This is a genomic window from Algiphilus aromaticivorans DG1253, assembly GCF_000733765.1.
In the GTDB taxonomy this organism is placed as follows: Bacteria; Pseudomonadota; Gammaproteobacteria; order Nevskiales; family Nevskiaceae; genus Algiphilus; species Algiphilus aromaticivorans.
Window position 1 is genome coordinate 2,966,106 of the sequence record NZ_JPOG01000001.1, and the last position, 24,698, is coordinate 2,990,803.

A 24,698-nucleotide genomic window follows, 5' to 3' on the forward strand; every position below is an offset into this window, starting at 1 on the left:
CTCCGGATGGCGCGACGTGGGCCGCATGTCAGGGAAAGCTCAGGCCGAAGACCCGCTCGCCGTAGGTATAGGTTTCGGGCTCGACCCGCTGCAGCGGCGCCTGCCAGTCGCTGCCGCCGTAGCGCTGCTCGAAGGCCGCCAGCGCCGCGTCCAGCTCGCGCAGCATGCGTTGCTTCTCGGGCTCCGGCGCGAAGGAGTAGGCGATGCCGTTGCGCGTGATCTCGACGACCTCCTCCCAGCTCAGATCGAAATGCTTGATGGCCGTGAAGTATTCGTCGGTCATGTTGGTGTCCCACATGCCGCGATCGTCGGTATTGAGATTCACCGGGATGCCCGTGCGCAGATATTCCGGGAAGGGGTGCCTGGAGAGATCCTCGGTGTACTCCAGAAGCTGATTGCTGATGAGCTGGATCTCGACCAGATAGGGACCTTCCTGCATCAGCAGCATGGTGTCCGGATCGGTGATCAGGTCGACGCCGTGACCGATGCGCTCGGCGCCGAGCAGCAGCGTCTGACGCACGTGCTTGGAAGGCTCGTCAACCTCGCCGGCATGGATGGACAGGCGCACGTCGCTGTACTTGCGCCGCATCTCGCGATAGGTGTCGAGGAAGCGCAGCGGGTGGCCCTTGTCGTTGTCCTCGCGCCCGGCCATGTTGATGCCCACCCAGCGATCGTGGGCGTCGACGAAGGCATAGGCATCGCGCAGATCCTGCTCGGCGTCCGGCGCGAAGCGCAGCACCGTGTAGAGGAAGCGCACCGTCACGCCGGTATCGCGGGCGTCCTTCTCGGCCAGCCGGTCCTCGTAGTACTGCACGCCCCGCTCCACCGGAATCGGCTCGCCCTCGGGCGTGACGAAGCCTTCGGCGCCGGTCTGCAGCTCCAGATAGCGCACGCCCTCGTCGCCGAAGCGCTTCATGTTCTCCACCAGCAGCTCGGTGGTGATGTGGGGGTTGCGGAAGAGCTCGCCGATGCGCCGCCAAGTCTTCTCGAAGAACTCGTAGCGACCCTCGCCTTCCTTGTCCAGACGCAGGCTGGACAGCCACATCGCCCTTTCCTCGTCGTCGAGCCCGGCCATCGGCTCGTACTCGGCCTTCTGACAGTCGCTGAGGTCCTCGTAGGTCGATTCCTGGATGGTGTGGAAGTAGATGAGGTAGGGGTTGCGCGGATCGACCGGCTCCGAGCGCGGCCCGGGACAGTCCTCGATGGCGGTCTTGGTGTAGTAGACATAGCCGCCGTTGCGCTCGGTGTCGGTCGCGAGCTCGAACCACCACTCGGCGCGGCTCGATCCGCCCAGATGGTTGTGGATGTCGCCGCCCTTGGGCAGGTCGTAGAGCAGACGGTAGAGCTGCTCGTCGCTGGCCTGTTCCTTGATCGTTTCGAAGTGCTCGCCGAAGTCGGCGGCCTGCGCGGCACCGCTCAGCCAGAGGGCGGCAAAAGCGGCGGAAGCGGTGGCGAGGAAGCCACCGGAAGACTTGCGGAAATGCATGAGGTTTCTCGCTCCTTGAAGGACTGCGACTCAGGATTCGTCCGCGGGCCAGGCCACGGAATGCGTCTCGCCGGTGATGAGGTTGATGAAGCCGTCGGGATTACCCTCGTAGGGCGCCACCAGCACCCACTTCCAGGGCGAGGCGGTGAGGAAGGCGGCGATCATGCGATGCGGCCAGCCCGGGTTCTCGCCGTGCCACTCCATGCGGTCGGCCTGGTCGTACATGGCCTCGATATCGGCGGCGACCTCCTGGGCGGGCCGCTGCGACATCAGGCCGCCGATCTCGTAGCGCACCGAGGCAACGACCTCGTGCTCGCGCACCAGCGCACAGCCACCGTCCATCTCGGCGACCTTGTTGGTGGCCATCGCCATCGCGCGGTCGCTGCTGCCCACCGACCAGATGTTGTGCAGGTCGTGCGCCACCGAGCAGCTCGCCGCCGAGCCCGGGGTCGTCGGCCCGATGTTCTGCCAGAACATCGCCGATACCGCACCCTTGCCCTGATAGCGGTCGGTGAGACCGACCTTGCTGATCGACTGCGCCTCGTCGCGCAGCACGTTGCCGTCGGCATCCACGGCCAGCGTCGCGGTCATGAAATCGTCCTCGAAGTAGAACGGTTCCAGCAGCGCCACGGTAGCCTCGTCCGTGCCGGCCGGCACGCGTACCGCGAAGTCCTCGGCGACGATCTCGCGGCCCACGTTCATGGTGTTGTGCGCCCAATCCGGATACTCGATCTCCGGAATCGGGCCGACATACTTGCCGTCGTCACCGACCAGCTCGCCGTCCGCGTAGACGTCGGTGATGGCGACCTTCTCGGGGTCGCTGAGCAGCACGATGTCGGCGGAACGCCCCGGCGCGATCGAGCCCACCTGGTCCTCGATGTGCCAGTGGCGCGCCGGGTAGTAGCTCGCCATGGCATAGGTCGCCTCCAGCGGCGCACCCGCGCGCAGCGCCACCTTGATGTTGTAGTCCATCGTCCCGAGCTTGAGCGAGGCGAGCGCATCCCGGTCGTCGGTGGTCACGGAGATGTTCGACCAGTCCTGCAGGCCCTTCTCGAGGAAATAGGGAATGGACACCTGCAGGGCATCCGGCTTGAGCTCGAGGAAGACGCCGCGGCCCATCTTGTCCCAGGCTTCCTCGGCGAGCCGGATGGAGTGATCGCTGGACAACCCCGCAGCTGCGAAGCCGTTGATCTCCGGGAGATCGACGAGCCCGCTGCCGTGACCCTCGATGACCGCGCGCGCATCGCGCGTGGCCTGCATGGTCTCCCACAAGCGCTGGTACCCGGGGTTCTCGGGGTCCCACACCGCGGGCCAGTCCATGACCTCGCCGAGACCGGCGACGCGCCGATCCTTGGCCAGCATGTCCTCGACCTCGTCGTAGCCGTAGTAGCCGCCGCCGACCTCGTAGGCGGTGGGCGGCGTCGCCGAGCCGATGGCGGTGTAGACCTTGAGCGGCGAGCCGGCATCGCGCGCCATCTGCCAGAAGTCCGCGTTCTGCGGACCGGCCACGTTGGAGAACTCGTGCGAGCCCTCGGCGATCCAGGTGGTGCCCTGCGGCAGCACCATCGCCGCTTCGTACTCGGGCGTGACGTGGCTGCTCTCGATGTGCTTGTGCGACTCGCCGAAACCCGGCACGGCCCACTCGCCCTCGGCATCGACCGTCTTCGCCGCCTTGCCGCCCCATTCGCCGCTCGGACCGACCCACGCGATGCGCCCTTCGGCGATGACGATGTCGTGGTTCTCCATCCACTGCAGCGTGTAGACATTGAGGACCTTGGCGCCCTTGATCACGAGGTCCGCCGGTTCCTTCTCCAGCGCCACCAGCACCAGCTTCTGCCGGGCCTGCGTCTCGGCGTCGAAGGTGAAGGGCTCGGGCTTGTCGTACAGCGTCACAGTGCCGGCGTCCTGGGCGGTGGCAGCGCCCGTGGCTGCCGCCCCCGCCAGCATGGCCGCCATCAGCGCGGCCGGGGTCTTTCGGTTCGTCGTTCGCATCGTCGTTACTCCTAGCGTGCTTGCCGGCACGCGCGGCTGCGCATGCCCGTGGTGCTTCGATTGGTGTGCCGCATCTACTCGGCCGGCCAGGCCACCGGGTGCGTCTCGCCGGTGGCGACATTGACCAGCCCTTCGGGATTGCCCTCGTAGGGCGCCACCAGCGCCCATTTCCACGGCGATGCCGTGAGGAAGGCGAAGATCATCCGCTTGGGCCAGCCGGGCGCTTCGCCGAGCCATTCCATTTCCTCGGCGGCGGCATACATGGCGTCGATCTCGTCGGCGACTTCACGCGCCGGCCGCTGGGTCATCAGGCCGCCGATCTCGTAGCGCACGGATGCGGCGACTTCGTGCCCGCGCACCAGCGCGCAGCCGCCCCCCATCGCGGCCACCCGGTTCGTCGCCATGGCCATGGCGCGATCGCTGTTGCCCACCGACCAGATGTTGTGCAGGTCGTGCGCCACCGAGCAGCTGGCCGCCGAGCCCGGCGTCGTCGGACCGATGTTCTGCCAGTACATCGACGAGACCGCCCCCCTGCCCTGGTAGCGATCGGTCAGGCCGATCTTGCTGAGCGGCTGATCCGGGTCGAGCTGCACCAGGCCGGATGCGTCGACCGGCAGCTGCGCGGTCATGAAGTCCTCGCCGAAGTAGAAGGGCTCGAGCACCGCCACGGTCGCGGTCTCGGTGCCGGCCGGCACGCGAATGGCGAAATCGTCGGCGGTCACCTCGCGGCCGACGTTCATGGTGTCGGTGGCCCACTCCGGATACTCGATGTCGGGGATCGGGCCGACGTACTCGCCGTCGTCGCCGACCAGCATGCCGTCGGCGTAGACATCGGTGATGACGACCTTCTCGGGGTCGCTGAGCAGCACGATGTCGGCATAGCGCCCCGGGGCGATGGAGCCGACCTGATCCTCGAGGTGCCAGTGGCGCGCCGGGTAGTAGCTCGCCATGGCGTAGGCCGCCTCCAGCGGCGCGCCCGAATCGAGCGCCACCCTGAGGTTGTAGTCCATGGTCCCGAGCTCCAGCGACGCCGAGGCATCGCGGTCGTCGGTGGTCACCGAGACGTTCGACCAGTCCGCCAGTCCCTGCTCCAGGAAGTAGGGGATCGCGACCCGGATGGTGTCCGGACGCAGCTCCAGGAAGATGCCGCGTGCCATCTTGTCCCAGGCCTCCTTGCCGACCTGGGTCTCGTGGTCGCTCGACAGGCCGGCCGCGGCCATGCCGTTGATCTCGGGCAGCTCGGTAAGACCGCCGCCGTGACCCTCGATCACCGCACGCGCATCACGCGTGGCCTGCATGGTTTCCCAGAGCCGCTGGTAGCCGGGGCTTTCCTTGTTCCAGATGGCGGGCCAGTCCATCACCTCGCCGAGACCCGCCACGCGCCGGTCGCTCGCCAGCATGCGCGCGACCTCGTCATAGCCGTAGTAGCCGCCGCCGACCTCGTAGGCGGTGGGCGGGGTCGCCGAGCCCAGCGCCGGATAGATCTTCAGCGGCGAGCCGGCGTCGCGCGCCATGAGCCAGAAGGTCGCGTTGTGCTCGCCCGAGACATTGGAGAACTCGTGCGAGCCCTCGGCGACCCAGGTGGTGCCCTGCGGCAGCACCATCGCTGCTTCGTACTCCGGCGTGAGATGACTGCTCTCGATGTGCTTGTGCGACTCGCCGAAGCCCGGCACCGCCCACTGGCCCTCGGCATCCACCGTCTTCGCCGCCTTGCCGTTCCACTCCCCGCTGGGCCCGACCCAGGCGATGCGCCCCTCGGCGATGACGATGTCGTGGTTCTCCATCCACTGCAGCGTGTGCACGTTCAGCACGGTGGCACCGCTGATGACCAGATCCGCCGGCTCCTTCTCCAGCGCCACCAGCACCAGCTTCTGCCGGGCCTGCGTCTCGGCGTCGAAGGTGAAGGGCTCGGGCTTGTCGTACAGGGTGACGGTCCCCGGCTCGGCGGCGCCGGCGGGCGGCGCCAGCATGACCGCGCAGAGCAGGGCCGCTCGGGCTGCGGTTGGCGTCACCGTTCTCATCGATCGCATCGTTCGTGCTCCTGGCAGCGTTGTGGCCCGCGCGCTGCGCGGGTGAGTCGTTGATCGGATGGTTGGCCGGCTGCCCGCTATTCGGCGGGCCAGGCCACCGGATGCACTTCGCCCGTGACCAGATTGACGAAGCCGTCCGGGTTGCCCGCATAGGGGGAGACCAGCACCCACTTCCGCGGCGAGGCGGTCAGGAAGGCCGCGATCATCCGCCGCGGCCAGCCGGGGGTCTCGCCGTGCCATTCCATGCGGTCGGCCTCGTTGAACATGGCCTCGATGTCGGCAGCGACCTCCGCCGCCGGGCGCTGCGTCATCAGCCCGCCGATCTCGTAGCGCACCGAGGCGACGAGCTCGTGGTCGCGCACCAGTGCGCAGCCGCCGTCCATCGCCACCACCTTGTTGGTGGCCATCGCCATCGCGTGATCGCTGCTGCCGACCGACCAGATGTTGTGCAGGTCGTGCGAGACGGAGCAGCTCGCCGCCGAATCCGGCGTCTTCGGCCCGATGTTCCGCCAGAACATCGCCGATACCGCGCCGGTTCCCTGATAGCGATCGGTGAGACCGACCTTGCTGATGGACTGCACGTCGTCGCGCAGCACGCTGCCGTCGGCATCCACCGCCACTTCGGCGGTGAGGAAGGGGTCCTCGAAGGTGTAGGGCTGACGCAGCGCAACGGTGGCGCGCTCGGTACCGGCCGGCACGCGGATGGCGAAGTCGTCGGCGACGACCTCGCGGCCGACGTTCATGGTGTCGGTGGCCCACTCGGGGTACTCGATCTCGGGGATCGGGCCGACGTACTCGCCGTCGTCGCCGACGAGCTTCCCGTTGGCGTAGACATCGGTGATGGCGACGGTCTCGGGGTCGCTGAGCAGCACCACATCGGCATGGCGTCCCGGGGCGAGCGACCCCACCTGATCCTCGAGATGCCAGTGGCGCGCCGGGTAGTAGCTCGCCATGGCATAGGCTGCCTCCAGCGGTGCGCCCGCGCGCAGCGCCAGCTTGACGTTGTAGTCCATCGTTCCGAGCTTGAGCGAGGCCAGCGCGTCGCGGTCATCGGTGGTCACCGAGATGTTCGACCAGTCCTTCAGCCCCTTCTCCAGGAAGTAGGTGACGCCCGCCTGGATGCCGTCGTACTTGAGCTGCAGGAAGATGCCGCGCTGCATCTTGTCCCAGGCCTCCTGGGGCAGGCGCACCTCGTGGTCGCTGGACAGCCCCGCCGCGGCCATGGCGTTGATGTCGCCCAGCTCGACGAGGCCGCCGCCGTGGCCCTCGATGACGGCGCGCGCATCGCGCGTGGCCTGCATGGTCTCCCACTGGCGCTGGTAGCCGGGGTTGTCGACGTTCCAGATCGCCGGCCAGTCCATGACCTCGCCGAGGCCGGCGACGCGCCGGTCGCTCGCGATGAGCGCCGCCACCTCGTCGTAGCCGTAGTAGCCGCCGCCGACTTCATAGGCGGTGGGCGGCGTCGCCGAGCCCAGCGCCGGGTAGATCTTCAGCGGCGATCCGGCGTCGGCTGCCATCAGCCAGAAGTCGACGTTGTGCTCGCCCGAGACATTGGAGAACTCGTGCGAGCCCTCGGCGATCCAGGTGGTGCCCTGCGGCAGCACCATCGCTGCTTCGTACTCCGGCGTGAGATGACTGCTCTCGATGTGCTTGTGCGACTCGCCGAAACCCGGCACGGCCCACTCGCCCTCGGCATCGACCGTCTTCGCCGCCTTGCCGCCCCATTCGCCGCTCGGACCGACCCACGCGATGCGCCCTTCGGCGATGACGATGTCGTGGTTCTCCATCCACTGCAGCGTGTAGACATTGAGGACCTTGGCGCCCTTGATCACGAGGTCCGCCGGTTCCTTCTCCAGCGCCACCAGCACCAGCTTCTGCCGGGCCTGCGTCTCGGCGTCGAAGGTGAAGGGCTCGGGCTTGTCGTACAGCGTCACAGTGCCGGCGTCCTGGGCGGTGGCAGCGCCCGTGGCTGCCGCCCCCGCCAGCATGGCCGCCATCAGCGCGGCCGGGGTCTTTCGGTTCGTCGTTCGCATCGTCGTTACTCCTAGCGTGCTTGCCGGCACGCGCGGCTGCGCATGCCCGTGGTGCTTCGATTGGTGTGCCGCATCTACTCGGCCGGCCAGGCCACCGGGTGCGTCTCGCCGGTGGCGACATTGACCAGCCCTTCGGGATTGCCCTCGTAGGGCGCCACCAGCGCCCATTTCCACGGCGATGCCGTGAGGAAGGCGAAGATCATCCGCTTGGGCCAGCCCGGCGAATCGCCCAGCCATTCCATGTCGTCGGCGGCGGCGTGCAGCGCGTCGATCTCGGCGGCAACCTCCTCGGCCGGCCTCTGGGTCATGAGCCCGCCGATCTCGTAGCGCACCGAGGCGACGACCTCGTGCCCGCGCACCAGCGCGCAGCCGCCGTCCATGCTCGCCACCTTGTTGGTGGCCATGGCCATGGCGCGATCGCTGTTGCCCACCGACCAGATGTTGTGCAGGTCGTGCGCCACCGAGCAGCTCGCCGCCGAATCGGGCGTCGTCGGGCCGATCTCGCGCCAGTACATGGCCGAAACGGCCCCCTTGCCCTGGTAGCGATCGGTGAGACCGATCTTGCTGATGGGCTGCTCCGGATCGAGCTGCACGACGCCCTCGGCGTCGACGGGCAGCCGCGCGGTCATGTAGTCCTCCTCGAAGTAGAAGGGCTCCAGCAACGCGACCTCGGCCGTCTCGGTACCGGCGGGCACCCGGATCGCGAAATCCTCGGGCACCAGTTCGCGGCCGACATTCATGGTGTCGGTGGCCCAGTCGGGATAGTCGATCTCGGGGATGGGGCCGACGTACTCGCCCTCGTCGCCCACCAGGGCGCCGTCGGCGTAGACCTTCTCGATGGCCACGGTCTCGGGATCGCTGAGCAGCACGATGTCCGCGTAGCGCCCCGGCGCGATGGAGCCGACCTGGTCCTCGAGGTGCCAGTGCCGCGCCGGGTAATAGCTGGCCATCGCGTAGGCGGCCTCCAGCGGTGCGCCGGACTCGATGGCCACGCGCAGGTTGTAATCCATCGTGCCCAGCTTCAGCGAGGCCGACGCGTCGCGGTCGTCCGTCGTCACCGAGACATTGGTCCAGTCCTCCAGCCCCTGCTCCAGGAAGTAGGGAATGGCGACGCGGATCGTGTCCGGGCGCAGCTCCAGGAAGATGCCGCGCTCCATCTTGTCCCAGGCCTCCTTGCCGACCTGCGTCTCGTGGTCGCTGGACAGACCGGCGGCGGCCATGCCGTTGATCTCGGGCAGCTCGGTGAGCCCGCCACCGTGGCCTTCGATGACGGCGCGGGCGTCGCGGGTTGCCTGCATGGTTTCCCAAAGGCGCTGGTAGCCGGGGCTCTCCTTGTTCCAGATCGCCGGCCAGTCCATGACCTCGCCGAGACCGGCGACGCGGCGGTCGCTGGCGAGCATGCGCTCGACCTCGTCGTAGCCGTAGTAGCCGCCGCCGACCTCGTAGGCGGTGGGCGGGGTCGCCGAGCCCAGTGCCGGATAGATCTTCAGCGGCGAGCCGGCGTCGCGCGCCATCAGCCAGTACTCAGCGTTGTGCTCACCGGCGACGTTGGAGAACTCGTGCGAGCCCTCGGCCACCCAGGTCGTGCCCTGGGGCAGCACCATCGCCGCCTCGTACTCCGGCGTGAGATGGCTGCTCTCGATGTGCTTGTGCGATTCGCCGAAGCCGGGCACCGCCGACAGGCCTTCGGCATCGACGGTCTCCTCGGCCTTGCCGCCCCACTCGCCGGCGGGGCCGACCCAGGCAATGCGCCCTTCGGCGATGACGATGTCCTGCGCGTCCATCCAGCTCAGGGTGTGGACGTTCAGCACACGCGCGTTCTCGATGACGAGATCGGCCGGCGCCTTGGCCAGCGCCACCAGCACCAGCTTCTGACGGGCCTTTGTTTCCGCATCGAACTCGAAGGCCTCGGGCGCGCCATGCAGCGTCACCGCATCCGTGGCTTCACTCTCGGTGTCGCCGCCGGAGCCGCCGGAGCCACCGCAGCCGGCGACGCCGAGCATCGACGCAATGACCAGCGCGCCCAGAACGACCGGGGCCGTCCAGGCGCGGCCGAACGCTGCCTCCTGCGAGTCCGCTGCTGTTGTCGCTTGCAATCTCTTCACTGCGTCAATCTCCGTATGAGGGCGCGATGCTCGGGGTAGCGGGCGACCAGCTCGTCGCGCTCGGCGAGCTCGAAGTCGGCGAAATCGAAACCGGGTGCGACGGTGTTGCCGACGAGGGCGAATCCGTGCTCCGGGGAGTCAGCAAGCTCCGCGCCAAACCAGACCCCGTGCGGGACGGCGGCCTGGAAGACCATGCCTTTGTCGGGCTCGGGTCCGAGCACAAAGCTCTCGTGCCGGCCGTCGGGGTGCAGCATGTGCACGCGGAGCGGGTCACCGGCGTAGAAGTGCCAGAGCTCGTCCGAGCGCAGGCGGTGCAGCGCCGAGACCTCGCCCTCGGGCAGAAGAAAGTGAATGGCCGTGGACACGGGTCGCGCGCCCGCAAAGCGCTCCGGAAGCGCCTCCCGGGCCAGCTCCTCCGGCGCCGTGTAGGTGCGGCGGTAGTAGCCGCCCTCCGGATGCGACTGCAGCTGCAGATGCGCGATGTAGGCCTCGGCGCCCGCCGGCGCTTCCGCGCTTGCAACAGCGGAAGCGCCGGTCGCGGCAAGCAGTGCCAGAAAGATCGCGCTTGCCAGCCGCACGGGCATCAGGCGCTGGCCGTGGCGCCGGCCAGCAGCGTTTCGAGCACTTCGTTGACCTTGATCGACTCCGTGGTCGCGCCGAAGATGCCGCCCTGCATACTGATCATCGTGATGGCGGCGTCGCGGTGGCGCTTCTCGGTGGCGCCCGTGCAATCGGTCAGCAACAGGCATTCGAAACCGCGGTCGTTGGCCTCGCGCATGGTGGTGTGCACGCAGACATCGGTCGTGATGCCGGTGAGGATGAGATGCGTGATGCCGCAGGTGCGCAGGATGTGCTCGAGATCGGTGGCATAGAAGGAGCCCTTGCCGGGCTTGTCGATGACAATCTCGCCGGGGGCCGGCTGCAGTTCCGGCACGATCTCCCAGCCCGGCTCGCCGCGCACGAGAATCCGCCCACAGGGGCCCGGCTCGCCGATGCCCGGCGAGACCTGCTTGCTGCGCCAGACCTTGTTCTCCGGCAGATCCACCAGTTCCGGGCGGTGGCCCTCGCGCGTGTGAATGACGGTCATGCCGGGGATCTGCCGCACCAGCGACAGCGTCTTGGCGATGGGGGCGACTGCGCAGCGCGTCAGATCGAGGTCGTAGCCCATGCAGTCGACGTAGCCACCCTTGCCGCAGAAATCGGTCTGCATGTCGATGACCACGAAGGCCATGCGCTCGGGCGGCACGGAGCCGTCGAAGGGCCAACTGTAGGGATCGGCGGCGACGCTGAAACCGCTCGTGCTCTCACTCATGTCGAAACCTCCTGTTGATCATCGGAATCCTGCGCCGCGGCCTCCGCCGCGAAATCGAGCCTGCCCGTCCAGTGGATGAGCACCAGGCAGCCCTCGGGGCTGGAGACGGAATGCGCGCTGCCAGCCGCATTCCGGACATAGCTGCCGGCCGGATAGCGGCCGGCCTCGTCCTGCTGCGCGCCTTCGAGCACATAGACATGCTCGTCGCCCAGATGCCGGTGCCGCGGCACGGTGGCACCCGGCCGGTAACGCAGCAGCGCAATGCGCTCGCTGCCGTCGGCGCTTTCCTGAAGCACGCGGATCTCGATGCCCGGCCGCAGTGGCGCCCAGGCGCGCGGCGCTTCGCTGTCGGCGATCAGGCGCGCGCTGCGCGCATCGCCCTCGACCGGAGTCTGCCGGCCCAGCTCAGGCGCCATGGCGCGATCCCCCGACTGCGCCACGTGCGTCGTCGACAAAGCGCGTCGCTCCCGGGGCGGCAATACCACCGGCGAAACGATGTGACCGGAAATTCCCCCGCGCTGTCTGCATGCCTGCCGCGACGCGTGCTTGCGTCGGCTCCCTGGTGGATCTGCCCTTCAGAGACGCAACAGCCATGCCAACAGGCGTTATTATTTATTTTCAATTACTTATATGCGATCCACAGTCGCGCGCAAGGCGCGCGCACTTTTGACATGCAACGTTGCATACATTTGGTGCGGGGCGAGGCGCTGCGGTGTCAGCGCGCCTTTCGCCGTCCGGCGCTACTCCGGCGCGCCGGTCCCGGCGTTGTAGATCGCGCCACCCTCCGCCGCATAGCGAGCGAGCAGCGCCGCGGCAGCCTCACGCTCCACGGCGGTGTCCACGGCGATGCCACGGCTACGCAGAGCGTTCTCCCAATCGGCCGGTTTGTGGCCCTCGTCGAAGCCGGCGGCGCGCGCATCGGCGTCGGCCGCGCCGCACACCAGCGCCGTTACGCCCGACCAGGGGATGGCGCCCAGGCACATGGCACACGGCTCGGTGCTGCTGACGAGTTCGTAGCGCCGGGCGCCGCCGGCAAGGTCGAAGCAGCCCAGTCTCTGCTGCGCTCGACTCAGCGCGACGATCTCGGCGTGCGCGGAGGAGCAGCAGCTGGGCATCACGAGATTGACGCCGCTGGCGAGCAGCTCGTGGCTGTCGCGGTCGAAAACGGCTGCCGCGAATGGCCCTCCCGTTGCGCGATCGATGTTGGCCGTCACCAACTCCAGTACGAAGCGCATGCGCGCATCCACATCCCGCATCGCCACCGGCTCGGGCTCGGTCACCTCGACCAGCCACGCCGGCAGATCCCAGACGATCCGCGTTGCTGCACTGCTGGACTCCGATGACGCCATCCTTCTTCTCCGTGGGGGTCGCGACACGCCGCGACGCGATCAGTTGCCGGCCGGGTCGAGGCGGTGCCGCAGGGCATCGAGACGCTCCGGTGTCCCGACATCGTGCCACTCGGCCCGCGAAAGCTGCCCGGCCAACCGCCTCTCCTGCGCCGCATCTCGCAACAACGGTGCCAACGGAAAGGCCCCGCGGCCAGCGCCCAGGATCGCGGGGCGCAGCACGGCCAACCCTGAATAGGTCCAGCGCGGGCCCGGCTCGCAATCGACACGCCCGTCGACCAGACCGAAATCGCCTTCGGGATGCTGCGGCGGATTCGGCACGAGCACCAGCCGCCCGAGATCCTCCGGAGCGGGCGCCTCGGCCAGCCCGGCGTAATCGATGTCGCTCCAGACATCGCTGTTGATCAGCAGGAATGGCGCATCACCGAGCAGGGGCAACGCGTTGCGGATGCCGCCGCCGGTATCCAGCGCCGGCCAGCCTTCGTGCGACCAGGCGATGGATACGCCCCAAAGACTGCCGTCACCCAGCACTGCCGGCAACTGCTCGCCGAGCCAGCCGGTATTGACGACGACCTCGGTAATGCCGGCGACCGCCAGCTTGCGCAGGTGGTGCGCGATCAGTGGCTCGCCGCCGACTTCCAGCAGCGGCTTGGGCGTCGTGTCGGTGAGCGGGCGCAGGCGGGTACCCCGCCCTGCCGCGAGAATCATTGCCTTCATGCGCGCGGGAGCACGTGGCGCTCCAGCAGCGCCGCCAGCGGCTGCAGCTCGGGATAGTGCGGCGCTACCTGCATGACGTAATCGACGAAGCGCTGTGTATCGGCCAGATACTTGGACTTGCCGTCGCGCAGGCTCAGCCGCGCGAAGATGCCCAGCACCTTCAGGTGCCGCTGCAGCCCCATCCAGTCACAATCGGAGAGGAAATCCTCGCGCTGCTCCGGCACAGGGATGCCGGCGGCGCGCGCCGCATCGTGGTATCGCTCCAGTTCCTCGCGCACCAGATCGGCGGGCCAGCTCGCGAAGGCATCACGGTAGAGCGAGATGACGTCGTAGCTCACCGGGCCGAGCACTGCGTCCTGGAAATCCAGCACGCCCGCCTGCTCGTCTCCGTCCATGAGGTTGCGCGGCATGTAATCACGGTGCACAAAGACCTGCGGCTGTGCCAGTGCGCGCGCCGCGAGTCGGCGCTCGACCTCGGCCAGTGCCGCGGCCTCATCGGCATCCAGCGTCACGCCGAGGTGGCGACCCAGATACCACTCAGCGAAGAGCCCCGTCTCGCGCAGCAGCAGAACCTCGCTGTAGTCGGGGAGCACGCCGGGCCGCGTGGCGGCTTGCCAGCGCAGCAGCGCGGTACGCGCGCGGCCGAAATACGCGACGGCATTGTCGGCGTCCATGACCTCGAGATAGGTGCGAGTGCCGAGATCGCTGAGCAGCAGGAAACCCTGGCCCAGATCGGCAGCGTGAACCTCCGGCACGCGCAGGCCGGCCTCGCGCATGAGCAGGGCGACCTTGACGAAGGGGCGGCTGTCCTCCTGCTCGGGCGGCGCGTCCATGAGGATATAGCTGCAACCGTCTAGGTAGATGCGGAAGTAGCGCCTGAAGCTGGCATCGGCGGATGCGGGCGCTGCCGCCTCAAGCACACCGCGACCCTGCGCGGCAGCCCAGCGCACGGCCGCAACCGAACGCGCGTCCGGAAGCTGGGCGAAGGGGTCGTCGGACACGGAGGCTTCGGGAGTATCAGCTGTCATGGCGGCAAGCCTAGGGACGGTCGCGGCCAAGCGCAATTGCACCAGATGGGGGTGACAGCCATACTTGAGAATTCCTCCACTATTGCCACGAAGGGATTTCATGCTCGGGTTGCGACGGGCGGTCCTCGCGGCCCTGTGCCTCATCAGCTGCGCCACGCCATCGCTCGCCGCGCCCGGGCAGTGTGCCCAGCCGCTGCCACCGGATGCGCCGGAGCTGGACAGCAGCACGGAAGGCATCGAGCTCAACGCCGACGAGGCCGATCTGCTGCGCGAGGGGTTGTCCTCGCTGTCGGGAAACGTCCGCGTCACCGACGGCTCACGCGCCTTTGCCGCCGAATCGCTGCGCTTCGATACCAGCCGGCGCTTGGTCGAGATCACCACCGAGAGCCGCTATCGCGAGGAAGGGCTCTTCGTGCGCAGCGGCGGCATGCGCTTCGATATCGACGCCGAAACCGGCGACTTCGACGATAGCGAGATTATCCTGCAGGACGCGCAGGCGCGCGCAGGCGCGGACAAGATGCGCCTGCGCCGCTCCGGCGCTGCCGAACTGAGCCGGGTCTATTACACGACCTGCGGCCCCGGCGACAACGCCTGGGCGCTGCACGCCTCGGACATCAAGCTCGACCGCGAGGCGGGCCTGGGAACGGCTCGGCACGCGCGTCTGCACCTCTTCGGCTTGCCGCTGCTCTACGTGCCCTGGTTCCAGTTTCCGCTGGATGACCAGCGCCGCACCGGCCTGCTTTACCCACGCGTCGGTTCCTCCTCGCGCAACGGCTTTGATGTGACCTGGCCGATCTACGTCAACCTCGCGCCCAACTACGATCTGCAGATCGAACCGCGCTGGCTGTCCCGCCGCGGCCTTCAACTCGGAAGCACCGCGCGCTATCTCGGCAGACAGCAGGAAGCCGAGCTGCGCTACGAGTACCTGGCGAGCGACCAGCGCCTCGGCGAGGACCGCGCCTTCGGCGAGTTATCACAGCGCGGCATGATCAACGATCGGCTCTCGCTGGCGATCGACTACGCAGAAGTCAGTGACACAGCCTATTTCGACGATCTCGGCACCGATCTAGACCGCAGCGCGCTCACCTTCCTCCCGCAGCAGATGCGGATGGCCTACACCGCGCCCTCGGCCTACTCGGCCTCGATGCGCGTCTCCAGCTTCCAGGTCCTGGATCCGAGTCTGCTCAATACCGAGCGCCCCTACCGGCGCCTGCCGCAGATCAGCTTCGAGGCACTGACGCCGGACAGCCTGCTCTTCACGCGTGCAGGGCTATCCAGCGAGTTCGTAGCATTCGACGCCGACAATGTCGTTGAGGGACGACGCTTCCACGTCAATCCTTTCCTGCGCAGCTTCGTCGACCGCAACGGCTGGTTCGCCGGCGCGCGCCTGGATTGGCGCTACACGGCATACGACCTCAGTGGCCAGCCGGCCGGAGCGCCGGCCTCGCCCACACGCGACCTGCCCAGCTTCAGCGCCGAGGGCGGCTTGCGCTTCGAGCGGCTCACCGATGGCGGCAACCTGCAGACTCTGGAGCCACGCGCCTTCTATCTGTACACGCCCTTCCGCGACCAGAGCGATATCCCGATCTTCGACAGCGGCGAACCCGATTTCGATATCGTGCAGCTCTTCTCGCGCAACCGCTTCACCGGCATCGATCGCATCGCCGATGCCAACCACTTGGCGGGAGCGCTCACCAGCCGCCTGCTTGACCGCGATACGGGCATGGTGCGCTGGAGCGCCACGGTCGGCCAGCTGCTGCGGCTGGATCGCTCCGAGGTCACGCTGGATGGCAGCGAGGAAGCCAGCAGCGGCGTCACCGACTTCATCGCCGGCTTCGAGTACCGGCTTTCGCGACGCGTCAGCGCCAGCGTCTCGACGCTGTGGTCACCGGATGAGGAGCGCTTCAATCGCACGCTCAGCCGCCTAAGCTATCGCGACGGCCGGCGCCGCGCGAGTATCGGTTACCGCTACCGGCGCGATCAACTCGAGCAGAGCGATATTTCCGCTGGCTGGCCGATCGGCGGCAACTTCTCGGTCGTCGGGCGCTGGCGCCGTGCCATCCGCGAGCACCAGAGCCTGGAGACCCTGGCCGGTGTCGCCTATGAGAGCTGCTGCTGGACCGGCCGACTGACCTATCGTCGCTACATTGCATCCACCGACGGTGAGTACGAGTCCGGGGTGCTTCTGCAGATCGAGCTGCGCGGCCTGGGTGGCCTCGGCGGCAGCAGCGCGCAACAGATCGACGACTACACCTACTAGTGTCCTGCGCCGTAGCAAGGACTGCGGGACACTTTCGCAACACCGCCAGACGTGGCGAGATGCCGCGTGCAATGCGAGAACATCTGCGTAACCGGAAACTAGGGACAAAAGGTCGGAACACCGCTGCTCATGCTACTGTCTGAGCCTTCCCCTACCGCTTCTTCCGCCATGGTTTCACGCCTTGTAGCCGCCGCCGTTGCGCTCGCCACGGTGCTGTCCGCCCACGCCGCCACACCCGTCGACCGCATCGTCGTTGTGGTCAACGACAGCATCATTCTGCAGAGCGAGCTGGATGCCGCGATGGACAACGCCCGCCAGCAGCTTTCGCAGCGCGGCGTGCGCAACGTCTCGCCCAGCCAGCTGCGCGATCAGGTGCTGGAACGCCTCGTGCTGCAGCGCGTCCAGATGGCACGCGCCCGCGAAGCGGGCATCCGCGTCGACGACCGCGAACTCAACGATGTCGTCAGTGATATCGCGCGCCGCAACGGCATGTCGCAGGCCGAGTTTGCGCGCCAGCTCCGCCGCGAAGGCCAGGACTACCTGGCGGTACGCGAGCAGATCCGCGACGAGATCATCTCGCAGCGCCTGCGCTCGCGCGAGCTGGAGTCACGCATCAGCGTCAGCGAGGACGACGTCGACGCCTACCTCGCGCGCGAGCAGGATCTAGGCGACAGCGAGGTCCGCTTGTCGCACATCCTCATCAGCGTCGGCGACGGCGCCAGCCCGGACGAACGCCAGGCCGCTCGCGAACGGGCCGAGAAGCTGCGGCAGCGCATCGCCGAGGGAGAGGAGTTCTCGGCCATCGCCGCCAGTCATTCGGACGGACAGCAGGCGCTTGAAGGCGGCGACCTTGGCTGGCGCCGCCTCGCCGACCTGCCTCCGACATTCTCCGAAGCGCTCAAGGAAACGAAGGACGGTGAGCTCGCCCCGGTGATCGCAGCCACCAGTGGTTTCCACATCCTGCGCGTCGAGGGCCGGCGCGGCAGCACCGAGCAACAGATGATCACCGAGACGAAGGCGCGCCACATCCTGATTCAGCCGGACGAGCTGACCAGTGATGAGCAAGCACGCGCCAAGATCTTCGACATCGCCCGCCGCCTGGAAGAGGGCGAGGATTTCGCCGAACTGGCACGTCAGCACTCCGACGACCCCGGCTCGCGCAACGAAGGCGGCGAATTGGGCTGGCAACCGCCGGGGCAGATGGCGGATGCCTTCGAGCAGCAAGTGGACCAGCTCGACCCCGGCGAGCGCTCGCGCCCCTTCCGCAGCGAGTTCGGCTGGCATATCGTCGAAGTGCAGGACCGGCGTCAGCGCGATGCAACCCAGGAACTGCGCCGGCAGCGCGCACGCCAAGCGATCGGCGAGCGACGCATGGAGGAGGAGTACGAAATCTGGCTGCGGCGCCTGCGCGACGAGGCCTATATCGAGTACCGCCTGCGTGACGACGCCTGAGGTAGCCGGGACGCTCTTCGTCGTCACGCCGGGCGAGCCGGCCGGCATCGGCCCGGATCTCGTCATCACCGCCGCGCAGCGGCCCGACCGCGCTGCCACGATGGTTGTGGCGGCCGATCCCGACGCGCTGCGCGAGCGCGCAGAGATGCTCGGCTTACCACTGCGCCTGCAGCCCTGCGATCCCGACCAGCGGCCAAAGGCAGCGGCCGAAGGCACGCTGCGCATCTGGCCCGTGCCGCTGTCGCAGCCGGTGCGCGCGGGCGTCACCGATGTCGGCAACGCCAGGCATGTGCTGGCGGCCCTGGACCTAGCCGTAGCAGCCTGTCAGGCAGGCCGTGCCGACGCCATGGTGACCGGGCCGATACAGAAATCAGTCATCAACGAGGCGGGCCACGCCTTCAGCGGACATACCGAATACCTCGCCGAAGCGACCGGCGCGCCGCTACCCGTGATGATGCTGGTGGCGCCCGACGCGCAGCCCGCACCGCTGCGCGTGGCGCTGGCCACCACGCATCTGCCGCTGCGCGCGGTGGCCGACGCCATCAGCGTCGACAAGCTCTGCCTCACGCTACGCATCCTGGACGCCGGCCTGCGGCGCGATTTCGGCATCGCCGCTCCATGCATCCGCGTCTGCGGGCTCAACCCGCACGCCGGCGAAGGCGGGCATCTCGGGAACGAGGATGCCGACATTATCGCGCCCGCTATCGCCCAGGTCCGCGCCGAGGGCATCGACGCCAGCGGCCCACTGCCCGCCGACACACTGTTCACGCCACGGCACCTCGAAGGCTGCGACGCCGTGTTAACCATGTTCCACGATCAAGGGCTGCCGGTGCTCAAGCACGCAGGCTTCGGCCGCGCGGTCAACGTCACGCTCGGTCTGCCCATCGTTCGCGTGTCGGTGGATCACGGCACGGCGCTGGATCTGGCCGGTACGGGCCGCGCGGACGCAGGCAGCTTCGACGCCGCACTACGTGTGGCCGCCGAGATCTGCTCCGCACGGCGGGCATGAGCACCGAGGCTGGCAGCGTGCTGCGCGCCGACAAGCGCTTCGGGCAGAACTATCTGCACGACCAAGGCGTGCTGACGCGCATCATCCGCGCCATCACACCGCGCGAGGACGATCATTTCATCGAGATCGGCCCCGGCGAAGGGGCGCTCACCGCGCCACTTCTCGAATCCGGCGCACGCGTCACGGCCATCGAGCTCGATGCCCGTCTGCTGCCGGGGCTGGAGGCACGTTTCGGCGACACGACCCGCTGCCGCCTGATCCAGGCCGACGCACTGAAAACCGATATCACGGCGCTCGGTGCCGGCGACACCGCCGCACTGCGGCTGGTCGGCAACCTGCCCTACAACATCTCCACGCCGTTGCTCTTCCATGTACTGAGCCACAGCGCGGCGGTGCGCGACATGCATTTCATGCTGCAGCGGGAAGTCGTCGAACGCATGGTTGCCGGCCCCGGCAGCAAGCGCTACGGCCGTCTGAGCGTTGCTTTGGCGGCGCAGGCCCGTTGCCAATCGCTCTTCGACGTCGCTCCTGGCGCCTTCCGTCCGCCGCCGAAGGTGACCTCCGCCATCGTGCGACTGACGCCGCAGGCACCGACCCCGCCGCTGACGGCACCGGCGCGCTTCGACAGCCTGCTGCGCCACGCCTTCGCACAGCGGCGCAAGACCCTGTCCAATGCGCTCTCCGGCCAGTGTACGGCCGAGCAGCTCGCCGGCTGCGGCATCGACCCGCGCGCCCGCGCCGAGACGGTGCCGGTGGCGCAGTGGATCCATCTGGCGAACCGGCTGGCGGAGGGCTGATCGCTGGACTTGGCGCGCGGGTCGGCCTGGGGCACCATGCCGGAAGACTCGTCAGGGGAAGGGCATGGAAGAGTACCGGCATGTACTGGCAGCGGTGGAAGCGCGCGAAGCAGACGGACCGCGCGTTCTGCGCCACGCCCAGGGCCTCGCTCAGGCCTTCGGCGCGAAGCTGTCACTGGTGCACGTGGTGGAGTATCTCCCGATTGACCCTGCCGGCGACGCCCTGCTCGCCACCCCGCTGGATCTGACGCACGACCGCCGCGAGCAGGCGGAAGCAACACTGGAAGGCTGGTGCAGAGAAGCCCACATCCAGCCGGCCGGCATGTGGGTCACCATCGGCAGCATCACCCAGGAAATTCTGCGCGTGCGCGAGGAGTCCGGTGCTGATCTCATCGTCATTGGCCATCGCTCGCGACGCGGCCTCGCCGCGTTGTTCAGTTCGACCGAGGACGGCGTCATCCACCATGCCAACTGCGACGTGCTGGCGATGCATCTGGACTAGAAGCGTGAGGCTGCGGGCCTTAAAGCGGTAAACCAAGCATTTCGCGGATCGACACAGGTTCTTATTGTTGCTGGGGAGGCAACGACGGAGTCAGCGCTCACCATCAGGTGATCCCATCGAATCTGTGAGATCTGTGACTAGCGCGACAGTCCTAGCAAGGTTTCAGGCCTTGCGCTGCTGCTCGCCCTGCGCCGGCTCTTCGCCGTAGTAGATGTGCGCGCGATCGCGGCCAGCCTTTTTGGCCAGATACATCGCGCGATCTGCCTGCGAGAGAATGTCCCCGGGCTCCACCGGATCCTGCGCCGCGCCACGAAAGACGGCGACGCCGAGACTAGCGGTAATGCCGACGCGCTGCTCACCGACGACGATCGGCGCATTCAACAGGCCGCGCAGCCGATCCGAGAAGGCCTCGACCTGGTCGCGGCCGCTGCTACCCGCAAAGAAGACCACGAACTCATCCCCCGAGAGCCGAGCCGCGAAATGCCCTTCACGGACAATGGTATCGAGGCGCTGAGCCACCTCACGCAAGACGGCGTCACCGGTCTCGTGGCCGTAGCGATCATTGACGCGCTTGAAGTGATCGAGGTCGAAGAAGATCACCGCAAGGTCCTCACCGCGCTGCACGGCCGAGCGCAGATGTTCGCGCAGCGCGTTCATCGCCGACGGCCGGTTGGCCAGCCCGGTGAGGTCATCCTGCATCGCTTGGCGCGCGAGTCGGGCCTCAGCCGATTCGCGTTCGCTGCAATCGGTGGCCATAGCCATGAAGACGGGGGGTTCCTCGGCGCGTGAGTAACTGAGCCGCACCTCCACCGGATAGCCACTGCCGTCCGCACGCCGGTGGCGTGCCCGGTAATGGACGTGCTCGGTCTGCCCGCTGCGCAGGCGCAGGTAGTAGTCCTGCAGCGCCTCAGCCTCGATACCTTCGGTGATCATCGCCGGTGTCATGCGCGCGAGCTGACCGTCCTCCATCTGCAGGTTGCGCTGCGCAGCGCGATTGACTTCCGTGAAGTAGAGCGATTGCGCGTCGAAGACGTAGATCTCCTCGGCAGCGTGATCGAAGAGACGCCCCATGCGCAGCGAAAGGTTGTCCTTGCGCAACTGCTGCGTGAGATCGCGCAGCACGAGCACCTGCTGCGGCGCGTCGCCGTCCTCAGTAGCCGCCAGCGTCTGCGTCTGCAGATCCACGGGGAATGTCGTCGCATCCCGCCGCCAGCCGACCACGCGCGGCAGGCGGCCACGCGTCTGGCTGTCGCTGTAGTCGCTGTAGTCGCTGACGCGAACATCCGGCATGTTCAGGAAGGGCACCGGCATGAGCTTGGTTACGGTGGCACCAACCAGTTCCTCGCGTCGATAACCGAACATGCGGGCCGCGCGCGCATTGGCGAAGGTGATGACACCGGCTTCGTCTGTGGTCAGCACGCCTTCGTCAAGATGATCAACGATGTCCTGCGTGCGGCGAGCGTCGGCACGCAGTCGCTCGACGCTCTCGCGACGCTCGCCGATATCGTGGAAAAAGAGTACCGCGCCTTCCGCCTGCCCGGCCGAGTTCTCGAGCACGGCGGCGACCATTTCTACATGGTGGATGCTGCCGTCTCGAGCGCGCAGCCGACATTCCTGTGCCGGCGTCTCGCAGCGCTCGCGCACCGCCGTTTCAGCTGGCGTGGTCAACGGCTGGTCGTCGTCGGCCAGCGGGTGGAAGACGGAGTAGACAAGGCGGCCGACGGCGTCGTCGCGCGACCAGCCAGTTAGCTGTTCGGCGACGTGGTTGATATCGCGGATCCGAATGTCGGCGTCGACGATGATGACGCCGCGCTGCAGCCGATCCAGGGCCTGCGCCGCACGGCCTTCGAGACTGGCTGGCTCGGGTCCGCTGCGCCGCGGCGCGTTCACACGCTCGCCGCGCACGCGTTCCTTCAGATCGGACGTCGCCGGCGGCGGCATGGGCCGCATGACGGTCCAGGCACCAATGCCGAGCAGCAAGGCGCCAGCCACGATCTGAAGCCAGCCCTGCAGCTGCAGCTGGCTCACGGCATCGGTGCGCACCGCCTGCACCGCCCCGGTCGCAGCGATGTACTCGACGCGGGCGACTTCGCGGCCGTCGCGACGGAGATCGAAACGCCGGCGCTCGCCGGACTGCTCCAGCATCAGCGCACGCAGGCGCTCGACGTAGACCGGCGAGATCATCGGCACGCTGAGATCGTCGTAGGCGCCCGCCTCCGCTACCTTGGTGCCACCGGGCACGCGAATCGACAGATAACGCAGCCCCATGGCGCCGCGCGTGACCAGTGCGCGGACATAAGCCTGCAGGCCGTCCGAGCCTTCCGCTGCCAGCCGCGCCTCCAGCGCACCGCGCAGTTGCCGCTCGGCCTGCTCGGTGCCGAGCGCAGCCTGCAGGCGCCCCGCCTGCACCAGCACGGCGAGCCCCCAGAGCAACAGGACAAGCCCGACCACCAGCCAGGCGAGCACCGCGCCACGGCCGACCGGGAACCGCCCACCTCTCTCCAAAAGTACCCGCATACCGATCAGTGTAGTCGTCGGCGCGTGCACGCGCGACGCGTGCTCAGCCGCCTCTTCTGGTAGTCACGATGCGTGGGCGCTCGATCTGCATGTCGACCACCGTGACATCGGCGCCAGCCAGCGAGACCCCCAAGTCGGCGAGCACCGGCTCCAATCCGTTGATCAGCTCATCGCTGAGCGCATCGACGAGGGCGCTCTGCAGCAGTGGTCGCAACACCGCCAAGAGGTTGCCGAGCACCGCGTTCAGACCGCCCCCGAGCGCCTCCCCCCCGGCCAGGCTGAGCTCGATCTGCAGCTGGTCGCTGAGCAGGCTCTCGACACCGGAGGAGAGCGTGTTGGACAGATCCGACCCCACGCTGTGCGGCTCTGCCGGAAAAGGCCCGGGCACCCAGCGCTCATCGTTGGCGCTATCCACCAGCTCCACCGGCGGCAGAGTGATGCGCAATTCCAGCAGGGGGTTCTCGGTCAGCAACTGGCACAGATTGCTGCCCAGTGACCCGAGGCCGCCCAGTAGGGTGCAGCTCAGGTTGCTGATCCCCCCGAGCAGATTACCGAGTTGCGCGTTCGACTGACCGAGTCCGGACTGCAACTCGGCAAGCGACAGATTCACGCTCACCGGCTCGATACCGACGCGGGCGACGCTGGTTTCGGTGCGCACGCGTGCCTCGCTGCGCGGCTGTCCGGCGCGCGGGCAGCGCACACCGGTCACCGTCGCGCGCGCACCAGCGGACTCGACGAAGAGGGTCAGCTCGGTGCCGGTTGGCAACAAGTCACTGAGATCCAGGCCGCTGCTGACGCGAACCTGGGCGGTTCCAGCCGAGGTACGCTCGTCCCCCTCGGGAGTCTGACCGGGCGGGCCGAAGGCGGGCTGCGCCACCTCGCGCAGAGCTACCGCCACCTCGCGGCCACCACCGAGCTGAATGAGAGTCTCGAAGACGCCATCGATCAGCACCGACTGCAGCGCTGCCTCGACCAGGCTACCCGCCGAGAAAGTCGCACCAGTGAGCAATGGGGTAATCGTGCTGTCGATATTGATGAGATCGCCCGGAATCAGGGTCTGCGCCGTGCTGCTGGCAGCCGATAACGCGGCAACCGCAGCCGCTGCCACACTGTCATTGGCGGCGAGCAGCGCCGCAGCCAAGGCGTCCAGAAATGCCGGCAGCGTGGTCTGCTCACTCAGAAACTCGGTGAGATCACTCACCGAGCCCGGCTGCAGGTCGCCAAGAGAGACTTCGGCGTCGACCAGCGCGGAATAATCCAGCGCGGTGATACTCACGCCGACAGGCAACGCCGCGAGCAGCGCACCCGGTGCCGTCGGCGAGACACGGGCGCCATAACTGCCAACTTCCAGCGAGACATTGTTCTGTGCCTGCGCTGTCGCCGAGGCGCGCATCCGCTGCACCTCCCCGTTGTCATCGCTCCCGCTACGGAACAGATCGGGCAGCAGCCGCCGGGGCATGGGCCGCTCCAAGGTGACCTCGGCAGCGAACCCAAGTCCGATGTCGCCGGCCACGAAGACACGCTCGCCGCTACCGATGGTGATCATGCTTCCGAGACGCGGCGGCTCGGAGAGCCAGGACACCGGTTGGTCGTTGCGCTGCAGCGCCGCTCGCGCCGCCGTGTTGACCGCCTCGGCTTCGTCCTCCGGGGCCGGGCCGTAACAGCCGCTGCCTACACGCACGGCGTCGAGCGCCGCCAGCGATGCAGCATTCTGCAGATCACGCTTGGCGAAGTAGAGGCTACCGATGTCGACTACGAGCGCGAGCGCCGCCAGCAAGGCCGTCAGCGCAATAGCAGCGAAGACCGCCGCGGCCCCCTGCTGACGACGGGGTCCGGACACGACTTTAGTTACCGCCTTCCACGAAGCCTTCGCGCTCGAAGCGCTCGGGGATGGGGTGACTGAAGCTCTCCACATAGCGCTGCCAGACGCGCTCGGCAATTTCTCCGGGCATACCGTCCGGGCTGCGTTCGGCAGCATCGCCGCTCACCTGGAGGTCGACCCATTTGCGAGCATCCTCGCCGAAGGTCTCGCGCTCGGCGGCATGGGCCAGCGCTAGCGGTGCCGTCAGGCAGACGGCAAGAACAAGGGACTGGAATGGCAGATGTTTCATG

19 protein-coding genes are annotated in these 24,698 nt (G+C 67.8%); 5 read left to right on the plus strand and 14 right to left on the minus strand.

Annotated features, from left to right (window positions below):
- Positions 1-28: 28 nt before the first annotated feature.
- The 11 genes from U743_RS13805 to U743_RS13855 form a co-directional block, all read right to left on the minus strand.
- Positions 29-1,486: an adenosine deaminase family protein gene (locus U743_RS13805; RefSeq protein WP_043769042.1), complete on the minus strand. Its 1,458-nt coding sequence runs from the start codon at positions 1,484-1,486 to the stop codon at positions 29-31.
- Positions 1,487-1,516: 30 nt separating this feature from the next.
- Positions 1,517-3,478: an adenine deaminase C-terminal domain-containing protein gene (locus U743_RS13810; protein ID WP_232226792.1), complete on the minus strand. Its 1,962-nt coding sequence runs from the start codon at positions 3,476-3,478 to the stop codon at positions 1,517-1,519.
- Between the two features lie 74 nt (positions 3,479-3,552).
- Positions 3,553-5,508 carry an adenine deaminase C-terminal domain-containing protein gene (locus U743_RS13815; protein WP_198022049.1) on the minus strand — a complete coding sequence of 652 codons (1,956 nt, stop codon included), beginning with the start codon at positions 5,506-5,508 and terminating at the stop codon, positions 3,553-3,555.
- A 77-nt stretch (positions 5,509-5,585) separates the two neighbouring features.
- Positions 5,586-7,541, minus strand: a complete 1,956-nt coding sequence (locus tag U743_RS13820; protein WP_198022050.1) for an adenine deaminase C-terminal domain-containing protein — start codon at positions 7,539-7,541, stop codon at positions 5,586-5,588.
- A gap of 74 nt (positions 7,542-7,615) precedes the next feature.
- Positions 7,616-9,646 (minus strand): adenine deaminase C-terminal domain-containing protein, encoded by a 2,031-nt coding sequence (locus U743_RS13825; RefSeq protein WP_232226793.1) that lies wholly within the window; start codon positions 9,644-9,646, stop codon positions 7,616-7,618.
- The gene (locus U743_RS13830; RefSeq protein ID WP_084191560.1) at positions 9,643-10,230 is read right to left on the minus strand and encodes a cupin domain-containing protein; all 588 of its coding nucleotides are present in this window, start codon (positions 10,228-10,230) and stop codon (positions 9,643-9,645) included. The genes U743_RS13825 and U743_RS13830 overlap by 4 nt, the downstream gene beginning before the upstream one ends.
- Positions 10,230-10,958, minus strand: a complete 729-nt coding sequence (gene biuH / locus U743_RS13835) for a biuret amidohydrolase (protein ID WP_043769045.1) — start codon at positions 10,956-10,958, stop codon at positions 10,230-10,232. The genes U743_RS13830 and biuH overlap by 1 nt, the downstream gene beginning before the upstream one ends.
- Positions 10,955-11,374, minus strand: a complete 420-nt coding sequence (locus tag U743_RS13840) for a cupin domain-containing protein (RefSeq protein WP_084191561.1) — start codon at positions 11,372-11,374, stop codon at positions 10,955-10,957. Before U743_RS13840 ends, biuH begins: the two co-directional genes overlap by 4 nt.
- 324 nt (positions 11,375-11,698) lie before the next feature.
- Positions 11,699-12,307: a nucleoside deaminase gene (locus U743_RS13845; protein ID WP_052368199.1), complete on the minus strand. Its 609-nt coding sequence runs from the start codon at positions 12,305-12,307 to the stop codon at positions 11,699-11,701.
- Between the two features lie 39 nt (positions 12,308-12,346).
- A complete protein-coding gene (gene murU / locus U743_RS13850) occupies positions 12,347-13,021 on the minus strand; it encodes an N-acetylmuramate alpha-1-phosphate uridylyltransferase MurU (protein ID WP_043769047.1) in 675 nt (224 codons plus the stop codon).
- Complete coding sequence (locus tag U743_RS13855) at positions 13,018-14,049, minus strand: aminoglycoside phosphotransferase family protein (RefSeq protein ID WP_043769048.1); 1,032 nt, start codon at positions 14,047-14,049, stop codon at positions 13,018-13,020. The genes murU and U743_RS13855 overlap by 4 nt, the downstream gene beginning before the upstream one ends.
- Positions 14,050-14,149: 100 nt before the next feature.
- Between U743_RS13855 and U743_RS13860 the strand changes: the two genes are divergently transcribed.
- The 5 genes from U743_RS13860 to U743_RS13880 all read left to right on the plus strand — a co-directional run bounded on the left by U743_RS13860 (position 14,150) and on the right by U743_RS13880 (position 20,069).
- The gene (locus tag U743_RS13860) at positions 14,150-16,309 is read left to right on the plus strand and encodes an LPS-assembly protein LptD (protein WP_052368200.1); all 2,160 of its coding nucleotides are present in this window, start codon (positions 14,150-14,152) and stop codon (positions 16,307-16,309) included.
- Between the two features lie 168 nt (positions 16,310-16,477).
- Positions 16,478-17,761: a peptidylprolyl isomerase gene (locus U743_RS13865; protein WP_043769050.1), complete on the plus strand. Its 1,284-nt coding sequence runs from the start codon at positions 16,478-16,480 to the stop codon at positions 17,759-17,761.
- A complete protein-coding gene (pdxA, locus tag U743_RS13870; RefSeq protein ID WP_043769052.1) occupies positions 17,748-18,770 on the plus strand; it encodes a 4-hydroxythreonine-4-phosphate dehydrogenase PdxA in 1,023 nt (340 codons plus the stop codon). Before U743_RS13865 ends, pdxA begins: the two co-directional genes overlap by 14 nt.
- Complete coding sequence (gene rsmA, locus U743_RS13875; protein WP_043769054.1) at positions 18,767-19,567, plus strand: 16S rRNA (adenine(1518)-N(6)/adenine(1519)-N(6))-dimethyltransferase RsmA; 801 nt, start codon at positions 18,767-18,769, stop codon at positions 19,565-19,567. Before pdxA ends, rsmA begins: the two co-directional genes overlap by 4 nt.
- Positions 19,568-19,631: 64 nt before the next feature.
- Positions 19,632-20,069, plus strand: coding sequence for a universal stress protein (locus tag U743_RS13880; protein ID WP_043769056.1), 438 nt, complete (start codon positions 19,632-19,634; stop codon positions 20,067-20,069).
- Positions 20,070-20,231: 162 nt separating this feature from the next.
- Here the strand turns inward: U743_RS13880 and U743_RS13885 are convergent, their stop codons facing one another.
- The 3 genes from U743_RS13885 to U743_RS13895 all read right to left on the minus strand — a co-directional run bounded on the left by U743_RS13885 (position 20,232) and on the right by U743_RS13895 (position 24,697).
- A complete protein-coding gene (locus U743_RS13885; protein ID WP_043769058.1) occupies positions 20,232-22,535 on the minus strand; it encodes a sensor domain-containing protein in 2,304 nt (767 codons plus the stop codon).
- Positions 22,536-22,629: 94 nt separating this feature from the next.
- Positions 22,630-24,426, minus strand: coding sequence for a pilus assembly protein TadG-related protein (locus tag U743_RS13890; protein WP_043769060.1), 1,797 nt, complete (start codon positions 24,424-24,426; stop codon positions 22,630-22,632).
- Between the two features lie 4 nt (positions 24,427-24,430).
- Positions 24,431-24,697 carry a DUF3613 domain-containing protein gene (locus U743_RS13895; protein ID WP_043769062.1) on the minus strand — a complete coding sequence of 89 codons (267 nt, stop codon included), beginning with the start codon at positions 24,695-24,697 and terminating at the stop codon, positions 24,431-24,433.
- Between the last annotated feature and the right edge of the window lies 1 nt (position 24,698).